Origin of the sequence: Mesorhizobium argentiipisi (SeqCode) (assembly GCF_037179585.1) — a bacterium.
Lineage (GTDB): Bacteria > Pseudomonadota > Alphaproteobacteria > Rhizobiales > Rhizobiaceae > Mesorhizobium > Mesorhizobium argentiipisi.
Map to the genome: position 1 here is coordinate 129,626 of NZ_JAPYKO010000004.1, position 15,842 is coordinate 145,467.

At 64.5% G+C, this 15,842-nt stretch carries 14 protein-coding genes; 5 read left to right on the forward strand and 9 right to left on the reverse strand.

The window, feature by feature from the left end:
* Positions 1 to 36 precede the first annotated feature (36 nt).
* From O7A05_RS08610 to O7A05_RS08635, 6 genes are all read right to left on the reverse strand, one after another.
* Positions 37 to 348 (reverse strand): formate dehydrogenase subunit delta, encoded by a 312-nt coding sequence (locus O7A05_RS08610; protein ID WP_337092561.1) that lies wholly within the window; start codon positions 346 to 348, stop codon positions 37 to 39.
* Complete coding sequence (fdhD, locus tag O7A05_RS08615) at positions 338 to 1,162, reverse strand: formate dehydrogenase accessory sulfurtransferase FdhD (protein ID WP_337092562.1); 825 nt, start codon at positions 1,160 to 1,162, stop codon at positions 338 to 340. Before fdhD ends, O7A05_RS08610 begins: the two co-directional genes overlap by 11 nt.
* A gap of 270 nt (positions 1,163 to 1,432) precedes the next feature.
* Positions 1,433 to 4,345, reverse strand: coding sequence for a formate dehydrogenase subunit alpha (gene fdhF, locus O7A05_RS08620; protein ID WP_337092563.1), 2,913 nt, complete (start codon positions 4,343 to 4,345; stop codon positions 1,433 to 1,435).
* 10 nt (positions 4,346 to 4,355) lie between these two features.
* Positions 4,356 to 5,912 carry a formate dehydrogenase beta subunit gene (locus O7A05_RS08625; RefSeq protein WP_337092564.1) on the reverse strand — a complete coding sequence of 519 codons (1,557 nt, stop codon included), beginning with the start codon at positions 5,910 to 5,912 and terminating at the stop codon, positions 4,356 to 4,358.
* Entirely contained in the window at positions 5,909 to 6,388 is a 480-nt protein-coding gene (locus tag O7A05_RS08630; RefSeq protein ID WP_095766057.1) for a formate dehydrogenase subunit gamma, read from the reverse strand. The genes O7A05_RS08625 and O7A05_RS08630 overlap by 4 nt, the downstream gene beginning before the upstream one ends.
* A gap of 193 nt (positions 6,389 to 6,581) precedes the next feature.
* On the reverse strand, positions 6,582 to 7,481 hold the full coding sequence (locus O7A05_RS08635) for a LysR family transcriptional regulator (RefSeq protein ID WP_224586819.1): 900 nt from the start codon (positions 7,479 to 7,481) through the stop codon (positions 6,582 to 6,584).
* Between the two features lie 160 nt (positions 7,482 to 7,641).
* Here O7A05_RS08635 and O7A05_RS08640 point away from each other — a divergent pair, with 160 nt between their 5' ends.
* Positions 7,642 to 8,283 (forward strand): DUF47 domain-containing protein, encoded by a 642-nt coding sequence (locus O7A05_RS08640; protein WP_337092565.1) that lies wholly within the window; start codon positions 7,642 to 7,644, stop codon positions 8,281 to 8,283.
* A gap of 3 nt (positions 8,284 to 8,286) precedes the next feature.
* On the forward strand, positions 8,287 to 9,291 hold the full coding sequence (locus O7A05_RS08645) for an inorganic phosphate transporter (RefSeq protein WP_337092566.1): 1,005 nt from the start codon (positions 8,287 to 8,289) through the stop codon (positions 9,289 to 9,291).
* A gap of 22 nt (positions 9,292 to 9,313) precedes the next feature.
* Here the strand turns inward: O7A05_RS08645 and O7A05_RS08650 are convergent, their stop codons facing one another.
* Positions 9,314 to 9,694 (reverse strand): VOC family protein, encoded by a 381-nt coding sequence (locus tag O7A05_RS08650; protein WP_337092567.1) that lies wholly within the window; start codon positions 9,692 to 9,694, stop codon positions 9,314 to 9,316.
* Between the two features lie 207 nt (positions 9,695 to 9,901).
* Here O7A05_RS08650 and O7A05_RS08655 point away from each other — a divergent pair, with 207 nt between their 5' ends.
* Positions 9,902 to 11,077, forward strand: a complete 1,176-nt coding sequence (locus O7A05_RS08655; RefSeq protein WP_337092568.1) for an Mrp/NBP35 family ATP-binding protein — start codon at positions 9,902 to 9,904, stop codon at positions 11,075 to 11,077.
* A 7-nt stretch (positions 11,078 to 11,084) separates the two neighbouring features.
* Here the strand turns inward: O7A05_RS08655 and O7A05_RS08660 are convergent, their stop codons facing one another.
* Positions 11,085 to 11,534 (reverse strand): SRPBCC family protein, encoded by a 450-nt coding sequence (locus tag O7A05_RS08660; protein ID WP_337092569.1) that lies wholly within the window; start codon positions 11,532 to 11,534, stop codon positions 11,085 to 11,087.
* A gap of 150 nt (positions 11,535 to 11,684) precedes the next feature.
* On the opposite strand from O7A05_RS08660, the gene O7A05_RS08665 reads away from it, so the two are divergent.
* The gene (locus O7A05_RS08665; protein WP_337092570.1) at positions 11,685 to 13,490 is read left to right on the forward strand and encodes an IlvD/Edd family dehydratase; all 1,806 of its coding nucleotides are present in this window, start codon (positions 11,685 to 11,687) and stop codon (positions 13,488 to 13,490) included.
* 131 nt (positions 13,491 to 13,621) lie between these two features.
* The gene (locus O7A05_RS08670; protein ID WP_337092571.1) at positions 13,622 to 14,020 is read left to right on the forward strand and encodes a hypothetical protein; all 399 of its coding nucleotides are present in this window, start codon (positions 13,622 to 13,624) and stop codon (positions 14,018 to 14,020) included.
* A gap of 53 nt (positions 14,021 to 14,073) precedes the next feature.
* On the opposite strand, the gene O7A05_RS08675 is transcribed toward O7A05_RS08670, so the two are convergent.
* Positions 14,074 to 15,663, reverse strand: coding sequence for a trimethylamine methyltransferase family protein (locus O7A05_RS08675; RefSeq protein ID WP_337092572.1), 1,590 nt, complete (start codon positions 15,661 to 15,663; stop codon positions 14,074 to 14,076).
* Positions 15,664 to 15,842 lie beyond the last annotated feature (179 nt).

Sequence of the window (15,842 nt, forward strand, 5' to 3'; positions counted from 1 at the left end):
TAGCAGAAAGAAATATAAGGCCGCCCGGTCGCCACGCTATTTTTGCGAAGCGGCGATATCAGCCGGGAAGGCGGTGAGCCCAAGCTTCATGTCGGCCTCCGCAGGGCTGATCGGCCGCTTGATCTTGGCCGAGGCGGCGATCACGAGTTCATCGAAATTCTCGGTGCCGGCGTCGAGCATCTCGAAGAGCTGGCGCCGCATCCGGGGCTCCCAGAATTTGTTGATATGCTCGGTAACGCCGGCAATGCCTTCCTCGCGCGGCTTCGAATGGAAGAAGGCGGCGATCTGGTTGGCCATGCGCACCAGCTTTTCCGCGGTGCTGGTGACGTGTTCTTCGTCATGCGACATGCTTGGCAACTCCAGAAGTCACCCGTTCGGGGTGGGTGAAAATATCGAATTCGTCCCCGCGCACCAGCGCCACCAGCGTCATGCCGGCAGCGTCGGCCGTGCGGATGGCGAGCGCGGTCGGCGCCGAAACCGCCATGATGATCGAGGCGCCGATGGCGGCGGTCTTCTGCACCATCTCGACCGAAACGCGCGAGGTCACCACGACCGCGCCGCTCGCGCCGTCGATGCCGGCCCTGGCCAGCGCGCCGGCGAGCTTGTCCAGCGCATTGTGGCGGCCGACATCCTCGCGCGCCATCACGATGCCCTTGCCGGGAACATAGAAACCGGCAGCGTGCACCGCGCCAGTTTCAGTGTGCAGCGGCTGCTGCTTCGACAGCAGACGGGCGGCGCTTGCTATATCTTCCGATTGAAGTGTAACTCGCGACGCACCTACGGCGTCGACCGAGCGCATCGCTTCCTCGATGGATTCGATGCCGCACAAGCCGCAGCCGACCGGCCCGGCCAGCCTGCGCCGTCGCGCCTGGAAACGCGTATTGGCCTTGTCTTTCAGCCTGATCTGGATATCGATGCCGGCGCCGAGATCCTCGACCTCGATCGCCTCTATCTCTTTTGGATCGGCGATGATGCCCTCGGTCAGCGAGAATCCGAGCGCGAAATCCTCGAAATCGGCGGGGCTTGCCATCATCACCGCATGCGTGGTGCCGGCAAAGGAGAACGCCACCGGCGTCTCTTCAGGCACCATGCGGTTCGCGGCCGCGGTGCCAGCGGCGCGATGCGCGAGGCGAGAGATCTGAGAGACAGGAGGGCGGGTCACGAGGCGTCAACCTCTGGCCTGCCGGCCATTGCGCTCAAGATATGGCGAAGGCCTCTTGCTTCAACCGCCAATTGCTCTCCAAGGCCTTCCCCCACTCCGTCGCTGCTTCGCAGCGCCACCTCTCCCCCCTCCGGAGGGAGAGGAAAGGAGCCAACTGGAATCGCCGCGCGCCTTTCCTTTCCCCCGTGGATCGGGGGAGAGATGTCGAGCGAAGCTCGACGGAGGGGGGGTCGATCAGCCGTCAAGATTGAAGCTCTTGCCTCGACATAGCTACTCCGCCGCCTGCAGCGGGGCGATGCGCCGGCTCTGCTTGGCCTGCTCGTTATAGTCCTTCTGCCAGTCGGTCGGGCCGTTGGACGGCGCCACCTGCACGGCGGTGACCTTGTATTCCGGACAATTGGTCGCCCAGTCCGAGAAGTCGGTGGTGATGACGTTGGCCTGCGTGTCGGGGTGGTGGAAGGTCGTGTAGACGACACCGGGCGAGACGCGGTCGGTGATCAGCGCGCGCAGCGTGGTTTCGCCCGAGCGGCTTGCCAGTCGCACCCAATCGCCCTCGCGCACGCCGCGGACTTCGGCGTCGTGCGGATGGATCTCCAGTCGGTCCTCGGCATGCCATGCGACGTTTTCGGTGCGCCTTGTCTGCGCGCCGACATTGTATTGCGAAAGGATACGGCCGGTGGTGAGCAGCAGCGGATAGCGCGGACCGGTCCGCTCGTCCGTCGCCACATATTCGGTGCGGATGAACTTGCCCTTGCCGCGCACGAAGCCGTCGACATGCATGATCGGCGTGCCGAGCGGCGCCTTCTCGTTGCACGGCCACTGCACCGAGCCGACGCGGTCGAGCAGCTCGAAGGAAACACCGGCGAAGCTCGGCGTCGTCTGGGCGATCTCGTCCATGATCTGCGAGGGATGGGTATAGTTCCAGTCGAGCCCGATGGCGCGGGCAAGCTCCTGCGTCGCCTCCCAGTCGGCATAGCGCGCCTTCGGCTCAATGACTTTGCGCACCATGTTGATGCGACGCTCGGCATTGGTGAAGGTGCCGTCCTTCTCGAGGAAGGTCGAGCCCGGCAGGAAGACATGCGCGTAGTTCGCCGTCTCGTTGAGGAAGAGGTCGTGCACGACCACGCATTCCATCGCGGCGAGGCCGCCGGCGACATGCTTGGTGTCGGGATCGGACTGCAGGATGTCCTCGCCCTGGATGTAGATGCCCTTGAACGAACCGTCGACGGCGGCGTCCAGCATGTTGGGGATGCGCAGGCCCGGCTCATCGTCCAGCTTCACGCCCCACAGGCTCTCATAGATGTCGCGCACCGCTTCGCCCGAGATGTGGCGGTAGCCCGGCAATTCATGCGGGAACGAGCCCATGTCGCAGGAGCCCTGCACGTTGTTCTGGCCGCGCAGCGGGTTCACACCGACGCCCGGACGGCCGATATTGCCCGTGGCCATGGCGAGGTTGGCGATGGCGATCACCGTGGTGGAGCCCTGGCTATGCTCCGTCACGCCGAGGCCGTAATAGATCGCGCCATTGCCGCCCTTGGCATACATCTGCGCGGCACCCCGAATCAGTTCCGGATCGACGCCCGAGAGCTTGCCGACTGTTTCGGGGCTGTTTTCCGGCAAGGCGACGAAGGACGCCCAGTCCTGGAACTCGGCCCAGTCGCAGCGTTCGCGGATGAAAGCCTCGTCGAACAGCCCTTCGGTGACGATGACATGCGCCAGCGCCGTCAGCACCGCCACGTTGGTGCCGGGCTTCAAGGGCAGGTGGTAGTCGGCTTCGATATGCGCCGACTTGACCATCTCGGTGCGGCGCGGATCGAGCACGATCAGCTTGGCGCCCTGGCGCAGCCGCTTCTTCAGCCGCGAGGCGAACACCGGGTGGGCGGAAGCCGGATTGGCGCCGATGATGACCGCGACATCGGTGAGGTCGACCGAATCGAAATCCTGCGTGCCGGCCGAGGTGCCGTAGGTCTGGCCGAGCCCGTAGCCGGTCGGCGAATGGCAGACGCGCGCGCAGGTGTCGACATTGTTGTTGCGGAAGCCCTGCCGCACCAGCTTCTGGACGAGATAGGTCTCCTCATTCGTGCAGCGCGAGGAGGTGATGCCGCCGATCGCCGTGCGTCCATACTGATACTGGATGCGGCGGAATTCCTTCGCCGTATGGGCGATCGCCTCTTCCCAGGTCACTTCGCGCCACGGATCGGAAATCTTGTCGCGGATCATCGGCGACAGGATGCGGTCCTTGTGCGTGGCATAGCCATAGGCGAAACGGCCCTTGACGCAGCTATGGCCGTGGTTCGCCTTGCCGTCCTTGTAGGGCATCATGCGAATGACTTCGTCGCCCTTGACCTCGGCCTTGAACGAGCAGCCGACGCCGCAATAAGCGCAAGTGGTGACGGCCGAGCGCTCCGGCATGCCCTTCTCGAGCACGGTCTTCTCGCGCAACGCGTCCGTCGGGCAGGCCTGCACGCAGGCGCCGCAGGAGACGCATTCGGAAGCGATGAAATCCTCGTGCATGCCGGCGACCATGCGCGACTCGAAGCCGCGGCCCTCGATGGTAAGCGCGAAGGTGCCCTGCACCTCTTCGCAGGCGCGCACGCAGCGCGAGCAGACGATGCACTGCGCCGGATCGTAGGTGAAATAGGGATTGGATTCGTCGCGGGCGATATAGTCGACCGCCAATGAGCCGTGGCCGGGCGCGACGCCGCCCTCTTGCTTGACATGGTTGCGGCCTTCGACGCCGTAACGGTTCTCGGTCAGGCCGACCGACTTTGCCACCGCATCGAACTCGCTGGCGCCGGTTCCGGCCTTCTCGTTCCAGCCCATCGGATGGTCGGAGACATAGAGTTCCATGACGCCGCGGCGGATGGCGTCGAGCCGATCGGACTGCGTGCGCACCACCATGCCCTCGCCGACCGGGGTCGTGCAGGAGGCCGGCGTGCCGCCGCGTCCTTCGATCTCGACCAGGCAGACGCGGCAGGAGCCGAAGGAGTCCAGCACGTCGGTGGCGCAGAGCTTCGGGATTTCGACGCCGCCTTCCATCGCCGCGCGCATGATCGAGGTGCCTTCCGGCACGGTGACGCTTTGCCCGTCGACGGTCAGGGTCACCTGCTTCGTCGCTTTCGACTCCGGCGTGCCGTAGTCGATCTCTTCGATGAGTGTCGGGAAGTCGGCCTTGATGTTCATCTGCCAGCTCCTATTCAGCAGCAACGCGCGCCGGCGCGGGCTTGAAATCCTCGGGGAAGTGCGTGATCGAGCTCATCACCGGGTAGGGCGTGAAGCCGCCCAGCGCGCAGAGCGATCCGAACTTCATCGTGTTGCAGAGGTCGGTGACCAGAGCGAGGTTCTTCTCCGCCTCGATACCCGCGGCGACCTTGTCCAGAACCTCCACGCCGCGCGTCGAGCCGATGCGGCAGGGCGTGCACTTGCCGCAGCTTTCGATGGCGCAGAACTCCATGGCGAAGCGCGCCTGCTTCAGCATGTCGGCGCTGTCGTCGAACACGGTGATGCCGGCATGGCCGATCAGCCCGTCGCGCTTGGCGAATTCCTCGTAGTCGAACGGCGTGTCGAATAGCGCGCGCGGGAAATAGGCGCCGAGCGGACCGCCGACCTGCACCGCCTTCACCGGACGCCCCGAAGCCGTGCCGCCGCCGATGTCGTCGACGATCTCGCCGAGCGTCAGGCCGAAGGCCGTCTCGAACAAGCCGCCATGCTTGACGTTGCCTGCGATCTGGATCGGGATCGTGCCGCGCGAGCGGCCCATGCCGAAATCCTTGTAGTAGGCGGCGCCCTTGTCCATGATGATAGGCACTGAGGCCAGGCTGATCACATTGTTGATCACCGTCGGCTTGCCGAACAACCCTTGGATTGCCGGTAGCGGCGGCTTGGCGCGCACCACGCCGCGCTTGCCTTCCAGGCTGTTGAGCAGCGAGGTTTCCTCGCCGCAGACATAGGCGCCGGCGCCGACGCGAATTTCCATGTCGAAGGCGTTGGGCGAGCCCAGCACGTTGACGCCGAGCACGCCCGCCTTGCGGGCGATCGCCACGGCCTTGTTCATCGTCGCCACCGCATGCGGATATTCCGAGCGGATATAGACGAAACCCTTGGTCGCGCCTGTGGCGATGCCGGCGATCGCCATGCCCTCGATCAGCACGAAGGGATCGCCTTCCATGATCATGCGGTCGGCGAAAGTGGCGCTGTCGCCCTCGTCGGCGTTGCAGACGATGTATTTCTGCGCGCCTGCCGTATCCAGCACCGTTTTCCACTTGATGCCGGTCGGGAAGCCGGCGCCGCCGCGGCCGCGCAAACCGGATTCGGTCACCTGTTTCACGATGTCCGCGGGCGCCATCGCCACTGCATTCTGCAGGCCGTTGAGGCCGCCATGCGATTTGTAGCTGTCGAGCGACAGCGGATCGATGATGCCGCAGCGCGCGAAGGTCAGCCGCGTCTGCTTGGCGAAGAAGGGGATCTTGTCGGGCGCGCCCAGCCAACGCTTGTGGTGGCCGCCCTTGAGAAAGCCGCTGTCGAACAGGCTCTTGACGTCGGATGGCTTGACCGGCCCGTAGGCGACGCGGCCCTCTGCCGTGGCCACCTCGACCATCGGCTCCAGGAAATAGGCGCCGCGCGAGCCGTTGCGCACGATCTTGGCTTCGACGCCGCGCTCCTTGAGTTCCTTCTCGATCGCCTTGGCGACCTTTTCGGCGCCGAGCGCCAGCGCGCCGGAATCTGCCGGGATATAGATGCGCGGGATCATGAACGTACCTCCGCGACGATCTCTTCGATCTTTTCGTCATCGAGCCGGCCGATGACTTCGCCGTCGAGCATCGCCGACGGCGAGCAGGCGCACAGCCCGAGGCAATAGACCGGCTCCAGTGTAACCGATCCGTCGCGCGTGGTCTCGTGGAAATCGATGCCGAGCAACTGCTTGATCTTGGCTGCGACCGCGTCCGAGCCCATCGACTGGCAGGCCTCGGCCTGGCAGAGTTTCAGCACGTGCCGGCCGGCAGGCTTGGCGCGGAAATCGTGATAGAAGCTGACCACGCCGTGCACCTCGGCCCGCGACAGGTTCAGCCCATCGGCGATCACTGGCAGCGCGTCCTTCGGAACGTGGCCGAACTCTTCCTGTATGCTGTGCAGGATCGGCAGCAACGGGCCTTCGAGGCCCTTCATCTCATCAATGATCGCCGCCGTGCGCGACGCGATCTCGGTACTTGCGGCCTGCATGCTCACGCAGCGCCCTCCCTGGTCGTGGCGGCCAATGTATGTCACCCCAGCATATAGAGCGATTTCGGGGCAACGACATGCATAGGGCGCAATATCGCTAAGTCCTTACGAAATCAGAGGAAACCTCCGAAATCAATAAAGCGCTCTCGTCGCTTGATAGAAATTTTCTATCAAGGTCCGGGGGCTCGCATTGTCTAACCTAGCGGTGGGCGCGGAAATCGTCCGCCAGCGCCATCGCCTCCCCCAGAAGCGCCTGCACCAGCGGCGTGTGCGGCTCGCGCGGCGCCGCCACCAGCCCGACCGTATGGCTGGCATCCGGCTCGACGATCGGGATCGCCCGGATGGGTTCGGAAAAGCCGAATGTTTCCGCAAGGTTGAGCGGCATGATCGACGACCATTTGCCGGTGCGGATATGCGAGAACAGCACGATCATCGAATTCGATTCCAGCGTCGGCCGCACCTGCACGCCGGCTTCCGCCAGATGCTGGTCGATGATGCGGCGGTTCTGCATATCCGGCGTCAGCAGGCAGAGCGGCAACTGGCTGATCTCCGACCATGTCACTTTGTCGCGGTCGGAATAGGGGTTTCCGACCGCGGTGATCAACTGGTAGCGCTCGTCATAGAGCGGCACGCTGGTCACGCGACCGAGCGGCTCGTTGTCGAGATAGGTGATGCCGGCATCGACGTCGAAATTACCGAGCAGCGACAGCACTTCGATCGATGTGCGCGACAGCACCGAGAAGGTGACGCCCGGATGCTTTTCACGGAATGGCGTCGTCAGCCGGGCCACCATGGCGAGCGCCGTCGGGATCGCGGCGATGCGGATGCGCCCGGACAGGCCGTGGCGCGCCGCCCGCATCTCCTCGCGCATCGTGCGTGAGTCGCCGACGATGCGGCGCGCCCAGCCCAGCACCTGCTTGCCCTCCGGCGTCAGGCCCTGGAAGCGCGAGCCGCGCAGCACCAGCATGACGCCGAGCTGCTCCTCGAGCTGCTTGATGCCGGCCGACAAGGTCGGCTGGGTGACGCCGCACACCTCCGCAGCCCGGCCGAAATGCTCCTCCTTGGCGAGAGCGATGAAAAATTCCAGCTTGTCGATCATGCCATCCGATCCGGAGCGTTCGGCCCAAGGTCGGGGAAATCGCCTCGCTTCGCAAGACACACGTGCAATCGGGTCTCGTCCACATTTTTGAGCCGGCTATCTGTTTTCCCGCGCCGCGCATGGCGCTATGTGGGGTAGGGCGGAGGCAAGGAGGGACAAGATGCTGAGCTGGTTTCGCAAGCTGTTGCCGCGAGAGGATCGCTTCTTCGATCTGTTCGAGCGGCATTCGCGCACCGTGGTCGGCGGCGCCGAGGCCCTCGAGCAGCTTTTGCAGGGCAAGGACATCGACCGCTGGTGCCAGAAGATCATCGATCTCGAAAACGAGGCCGACGGCATCACCGCCGAGGTCCTGCTTGCCGTCAGGCGCTCCTTCATCACCCCCTTCGACCGCGGTGACATCAAGGACCTGATCCAGTCGATGGATGATGCCATCGACATGATGCACAAGACCGTCAAGACGGTGAAATTGTTCGAGCTGAGGGAGTTCGATCCGTTGATGCGGGAAATGGGCGAGGTCATCGTCCAGGCCGCCCGATTGGTCGCGGAAGCGATTCCGCTGCTCAGCAAAGTGGGCGCCAACGCAGCGCGCCTCAACGCCATCGCCGAGGAGGTCATGCGCGTCGAGGGCCGCGCCGACGATCTGCACGAGCAGGGCCTTAAGGATCTGTTCAGGCATCACGGCCGCGGCGACGCCATGGCTTATCTGATCGGCTCGGAGATTTATGGTCAGCTGGAAAAGGTGGTCGACCGTTTCGAGGATGTCGCCAATGAGATCAGCGGCATCGTCATCGAGAACGTTTAGGCGATGGAAGCCACGATCGCTTTTCCCCTGCTGATCGGCCTCGTTGCCGTGGCGCTGTTCTTCGATTTCCTCAACGGCCTGCACGATGCCGCCAACTCGATCGCGACCATCGTCTCCACCCGGGTGCTCAGACCGCATTACGCGGTGTTCTGGGCCGCCTTCTTCAATTTCATCGCCTTTCTGTTCTTCGGCCTGCATGTCGCCGAGACGGTGGGAAAAGGCATCATCGACGCCAGCATCGTCACGCCGGCGGTGATTTTCTCGGCACTTGTCGGCGCCATCGTCTGGAACATCGTCACCTGGGTTGCCGGCATTCCGTCGAGCAGCTCGCATGCGCTGATCGGCGGGCTGGTCGGCGCCGGCGTCGCCAAGGCCGGAACCGGCGCCATCGTCTGGTCCGGGCTCGGCAAGACGGTCGCGGCCATCGTGCTCTCGCCGGCGACGGGATTCGTGCTGGCGCTTGTCCTCGTCCTCATCGTCTCCTGGCTGTTCGTGCGCCAGACGCCGTTCGCGGTCGACAACAGCTTTCGTGTGCTGCAGTTCTTTTCCGCCTCGCTCTATTCGCTGGGACATGGCGGCAACGACGCACAGAAGACCATGGGCATCATCGCCGTGCTGCTCTTTTCGCAAGGCGCGCTCGGCCCAACTTTCTATGTGCCGCTGTGGGTGGTGCTGACCTGCCAGTCGGCGCTGGCGCTGGGCACGCTGTTCGGCGGCTGGCGCATCGTCCACACAATGGGATCGAAGATCACGCGGCTCAATCCCATGCAGGGTTTTTGCGCCGAGACCGGCGGCGCCCTAACGCTTTTCGCCGCCACCTGGCTCGGTGTCCCGGTCTCGACGACGCACACCATCACCGGCGCCATCATCGGCGTGGGCGCCGCCCGCCGCGTCTCCGCCGTGCGCTGGGGCGTCGCCGGCAATATCGTCGTCGCCTGGGTGATCACCTTGCCGGCGACGGCGGCGATCTCGGCATTGACCTATTTCGCGACGCGATTGGCCGCATGAGACGGCGTGGATCGCGGCCGCGTCACCGTTCGCCCGCGAGGTTGAGGATATTGCCGTCGGGATCCTTGAACCAGGCGACCTTCATGCCTTGGCCGACATGGATGTCGCCCTTGAGCGACAGCCCCGGCATGTCGTAATGCTCGAAAGTGACGCCCTTCGACTTCAACGATTTGACGATTGCATCGATCCGGTCGCCGACCGCCCAGGTTACCGCCGTGGCCTTGTTGGTGCCGGCGAATTGCGAATGGTAGACGTTGATAAACGTGTCGCCGCTCTTGTAGACGACCAACTCGCCGCCCATGTCGTCTACTTGTTTGAGGCCGAGCGTTCCTTCGTAGAACGCCTTGGCCTTGTCCAGGTCCTTGACCGCGAGATTGGCTATCGCATTGCTGTTTTGGAGCATGACGGTCTCCTTCACAGATTGTCGTGATGGCAATGCAGATAGCGCGGCACGGTCGTTTGGCCACGGCTCAGGCTCGAAGCTCGATACCGGTTGGCTAACCCGACACCATCCGTCGCTTTCCGGGGCACGCCGGACGAGCCGTTGCGCCACGGCTTGGTTCTGCCGGGAAACTGCACTATCTGGAACGCCAAACGCCGAGGAAAGATCATGACCGTTACCAAGGAATCCGTCATCGAGCGCCTGAAGACGGTGAACGGGCCGGACTTCACCGGCAACATCGTCGACCTCGGAATGGTGTCGGAGATATTCATTGCCGATTCCAAGGTGTTCTTCTCGATCACCGTTCCCGCCGCGCGCGCCCAGGAACTGGAGCCGCTGCGCGCCGCCGCCGAGCGCGCGGTGAAGGCCATACCCGGCGTCGCCAGCGCCGTCGTCGCGCTGACGGCGGAGAAGAAGGGCGGCGGCATGGAAGCGCCGGTTCCGCCGCGCCCGGCTCCTCCGCGGCCCGCCGCTCCGCAGCCGGCGCCGCAGCGCCCCGCGCCGCACGCGCCTGCCTCGCAGAGCCATGGCAAGCGGGGCGTGCCCGGCATCGATGCCATCATCGCCGTCGCCTCCGGCAAGGGCGGCGTCGGCAAGTCGACCACTGCGGTCAACCTGGCGCTCGGTCTTGCCGCCAACGGGCTGAAAGTGGGCGTGCTCGATGCCGATATCTACGGCCCGTCTATGCCCAGGCTGCTCAACATCCACGGCCGGCCGCAGACCGTCGACGGCAAGGTGCTGAAGCCGATGCAGAATTACGGCCTCAAGGTGATGTCGATGGGCTTCCTCGTCGATGAGGAGACGCCGATGATCTGGCGCGGCCCGATGGTCATGTCGGCATTGACGCAGATGCTGCGCGAGGTCGAATGGGGCCCGCTCGACGTGCTGGTGGTCGACATGCCGCCCGGTACCGGGGATGCCCAGCTCACCATGGCCCAGCAGGTGCCGCTCGCCGGCGCCGTCATCGTCTCGACGCCGCAGGACCTTGCGCTGATCGACGCCCGCAAGGGCCTCAATATGTTCAAGAAGGTCGACGTGCCGCTGCTCGGCATCGTCGAGAATATGAGCTACTTCCTCGCTCCCGACACCGGCAAGCGCTACGACATTTTCGGCCATGGCGGCGCGCGGCGCGAGGCCGAGCGCCTCGGCGTCACCTTCCTCGGCGAGGTGCCGCTGGAAATGGGCATCCGCGAAAGCTCGGATGCCGGCGCCCCGGTCGTCGCCTCCAAGCCGGAGGGCGCCGAGGCGAAGATCTACCGCGACATCGCAAGCAAGGTCTGGGATCGGGTCCAGGAAGAGCGCGGCGCCGCCGAAGCCGCCGTGCCGAGCATCGTGTTCGAATAATTCTCGGTCAGGCGCCGACCTTCTCGCCGAACGCCGAGAAGAACTGCCCTGCCAATTTCTTCGATGTCGACTCGATCAGCCGGCTGCCGAGTTGCGCGATCTTGCCCCCGACCTCCGCCTTGGCGGCGTATTTGAGCACCGTCGAGTCCGCCCCGTCGGCGGTCAGCGTGACGTCGGCGCCGCCCTTGGCGAAACCGGCAACGCCGCCCTTGCCTTCGCCCTGGATGGTGTAGGAATGCGGTGGCTTGAGGTTTTTCAGCGTGACTTCGCCGTTGAAGGTCGCCTTGATCGGGCCGATTCTGAGCACCACGGTCGCCGCCATCCCGGTGTCCGAATTCTTTTCAAGGCTCTGGCAGCCGGGAATGGCTTCTTTCAGGATCTCCGGGTCGTTGAGGGCTTCCCACACTTTTCCGATAGGTGCGGCGATCCGCTCCTCGCCTTCGATCACCAAAGCCATCAAGACCTCCCGGATTGCTGATGCCGGTTGGTCGTAGCGCGCGGCCCGAAACAAGTCTATCGCACCAAAGTCCGGGTTCCGGCTGCGCCTGCCTCTTGCCTGCATGGACGCATTGTCCTATCGATTTGTCATACAAATACGGAGACCACCATGGCAGGCGCCCCCACCAAGAAGAAGAAATTTCGCTCGCAGGAGTGGTTCGACAATCCCGACAATCCGGGCATGACGGCGCTCTATCTCGAGCGCTACCTCAATTACGGCCTGACGCGCGCCGAGCTGATGTCGGGCAAGCCGCTGATCGGCATCGCGCAGACCGGTTCCGACCTTTCGCCCTGCAACCGGCATCACCTCGAGCTCGCCAAGCGTGTGCGCGAAGGCATCGTTTCCATGGGCGGCATCCCCTTCGAGTTCCCGTGCCATCCGATCCAGGAGACCGGCAAGCGCCCCACCGCCGCGCTGGACCGCAACCTTGCCTATCTCAGCCTGGTCGAGGTGCTCTACGGCTATCCGCTCGACGGCGTCGTGCTGACCATCGGTTGCGACAAGACCACGCCGGCGCTGCTGATGGCGGCGGCCACCGTCAACATTCCGGCGATCGCGCTGTCGGTCGGCCCGATGCTCAATGGCTGGCACAAGGGCAAGCGCACCGGCTCCGGCACCATCGTCTGGGAATCGCGCCAGCGCCTGTCTGCCGGCGAGATCAACTATGACGAGTTCATGGACATCGTCGCCTCCTCGGCGCCGTCGACCGGCTATTGCAACACCATGGGCACCGCCACCACGATGAACTCGCTGGCCGAGGCGCTCGGCATGCAACTGCCGGGCTCTGCCGCCATTCCCGCGCCGTACCGCGAGCGCGGCCAGATCGCCTACGAGACCGGCAAGCGCATCGTCGAGATGGTGCATGAGGACCTGAAGCCCTCCGACATCATGACGCGCGAGGCCTTCGAGAACGCCGTCGTCGTCAATTCGGCCATCGGCGGCTCCACCAACGCGCCGATCCACCTCAACGCCATCGCCCGCCATCTCGGCGTGCCGCTCGACAACGACGACTGGCAGAAGATCGGCCTCGACATCCCGCTGCTGGTCAACCTGCAGCCGACGGGCGAATATCTCGGCGAGGACTATCACCATGCCGGCGGCGTGCCGGCAGTCGTCGCCGAATTGATGAAGGCCGGGCTGCTGCCGCATCCCGGTGCGATCACCGCCAACGGCAGGACGATGGGCGACAATTGCAGGGATGCCGTCAACGAGAACTACGACGTCATCCGCAGCGCCGACAAGCCGCTCAAGGCCAATGCCGGCTTCATCAATCTCAAGGGCAATCTGTTCGATTCCGCCATCATGAAGACCAGCGGCATCTCCCCTGAATTCCGTGAGCGCTACCTCTCAAACCCGAACGATCCCGAGGCCTTCGAGGGCAACGCCATGGTCTTCGACGGGCCGGAGGACTACCACGCCCGGATCGACGATCCGGCGCAGGGCATCGACGAGCACACGATCCTGTTCATGCGCGGCGCCGGTCCGGTCGGCTATCCGGGCGGCGCCGAGGTGGTCAACATGCAGCCGCCGGCCTACCTCATCAAGAAGGGCATCCACGCCCTTGCCTGTATCGGTGACGGCCGCCAGTCCGGCACGTCGGGCTCGCCGTCCATCCTCAACGCCTCGCCGGAAGCCGCGATCGGCGGCGGCCTGGCGCTGCTCAAGAGCGGCGACCGCGTCCGCATCGACCTGAGGAAGGGCACAGCCAATATCCTCGTCAGCGACGAGGAGATCGCCAAACGGCGGGCGGCGCTGCAGGCCAATGGCGGCTATCACTATCCCCAGCACCAGACGCCGTGGCAGGAGATCCAGCGCGGCATGGTCGACCAGTTCTCGGCCGGCATGGTGCTGAAGCCGGCGGTAAAGTATCAAGACGTCGCCCATACCAGCGGCGTGCCGCGCGACAATCACTGAGTCCCTATATTCGACCAATCAAAAGGGCGGCTTGCCGACGGCGGGCCGCCCTTTTCTGTTACCCTTGTTTAATCTCCAAGGAACGCACAGATAAGCTCGACCTCGGCAGCTTCGCGAAGGGACAGATTATTGTGGCCAAGCGGCGCTCTTCCCTCGGCTTCCTCGGCATGTTCGGCCGCTCCGGCGATCTGCGCCAGCTCGACGACGCGTTGCGTGCGGCCGACCTGCATCCGGCCCTGGTAGCCGAGGGGGTGAAACTCACCATTGTCAATCTGATGAACGACCGCTGGCCCGATGAGCCGCCGGCGAGTGCCTATCAATCCGTGGCGCAGCTCTGCGGCTATTGCGTCGCCGGGCCGCAGGTGTTCGAGCAGGCCAACGGCCGCGAGCCGACATTGGAGGTGGAGCGCCGCATCGAGGCGGCGCTTGACGCCGGCGACAGCTTCGACGCGCAGATCGTGCTGATAACGCTGCACGCCAAGCTGATCAACCCAGAAGTGGTTGAGCGATACGGACTGAGCGCGGAGTGACTTGGGCAGGACGCGTTGATATTCGGCAGACCTCACCGAGATATCGACGTGTCCTAGCCGCCCATCTTGTTGCGCGGTAACTTGATCATCTCGCCGAAGCGGGCGCGCAATTTGTCGTCGAGCAGGCGCGAGACGTGGCGTGGGAAGCGCTCGGCAAGCACGCGCTTCTTCTCCGCGATCGCCCGCGACAGGATGTCGGGCCGCCCCTTCTCGTTCCATTCCTTGGGCGAGAAACGGTCGCCGACGGCGGGATAGAAATACTCGGTCTGCATCAGCTTCAATGTCTGATCGTTGCCGAGATAGTGCCCGGGACCCTTGAGGCAGACATCGGCGATCGTGTCGATGGACAGCGCGTCGTCGGTCACCTCGATGCCGCGCACGCAGCGCAGGCAGTGGCCGAGCATGTCGTTGTCGATGATCAGGCTTTCGAGGCAGAAGCCGAGCAGCGAGGCATGCATGCCCGCCGATTCATAGACCAGGTTCAGGCCGGAGAGACCCGCCATCACATTGGTGATGCCCTTCTCGTAGCCGGCCTGGATGTCGGGCAGCTTCGAGTCCGACATGCCGGCAGCCGAGCCGCCGGGCAGGTCGTAATATTGCGCCATCTGCGCGCAGGCCGCGGTCAGCACCGCTTGCTCGGCCGAGCCGCCGGACATGGCGCCGGTCCTGAGGTCGGAAACGAATGGCCAGGTGCCGAAGATCGCCGGATGTCCAGGCTTGATCGCATTGACATAGACCAGGCCCATCAGCACTTCGGCCACTGCCTGGACGACGGCGCCGGCAATCGCGGCAGGTGCCGTGGCACCCGCCTGGCCGGCCGACAGAAGCAGGATCGGAATGCCGCCTTCGACGCAGGCCTCCAGCACGCCGCAGGCGTCCTCGGCGAACTTCATCGGCGGCACCACGAAGCAGTTCGAGTTCGACACGAACGGCCGCGCCCGGAAATTCTCCTCCCCGCCGGCAATCGCATAGAGCATTTCCAGCGCCGGCTTGACGTTCTCGCGCACGGTGAACGAGGTGCCGACATGCTTGGACGTCCCCATCACGCAGGCATAGAGCGTGTTGAAGTCCATATCGAGCGGGTCGGGAATATCACGCGGCACCATGGTGCGCTGGAAGAAATGGATGTTGTCCAGTCCATCGACGAGACGGGCGGCGTCGTAGAGGTCCTGCAGCAGCGATTCGCGATATTCGCGCTTCTCGACATCCACCAGATGCACCGCCGCGCCCGCCGTGCCGTAGTGCACGCGTTTGCCCTGGATCAGCATGTCGTGCTTCGGATCCTGGCCGTAGAGGGTAAAGTTGCGCGCTGCTTGTCTGACGGTGTCCAGCACCAAGGCGCGCGGCAGCCGAACGCGGCCGTCGTCGCCATAGGTGGCGCCGACCCGGGTCAGCGCTTCGATGCAGGATGGGATGGCGTTGGCGAAGCCGACCGTCTCCAGGAGCGTCAGCACCGCTTCGTGGATGCGTTCCTTGTCGTTCTGGCTCAATGGGCCATAGGTGCCGCCTTCAAGCCCCGGCCGCACGGGACGGATGTCGTCGGCCAAGGGCGCCGCCCGCATCGCGCGGCGCGCTTCGCGCCCGCCGGACCGCCGCGAACGCTGGTCCGACGACGATTCCTGCTTCTCAAGAGCCACTGACATGGAAGCACTCCACCTTTTGTCTTTATCTGCGAGGCGAGCGCGGCGGTTGGTCCACCATCGGCCTGCCTCGTCCCCTTCTGGCTCCGACTATGCCGCCGGGATTGGCACAGCCTATGGGCCAAGCAATGCCGTCGAGTATGCCAGAATGCTAAAGCGGCAAACATGCGCCCAAACAAAAA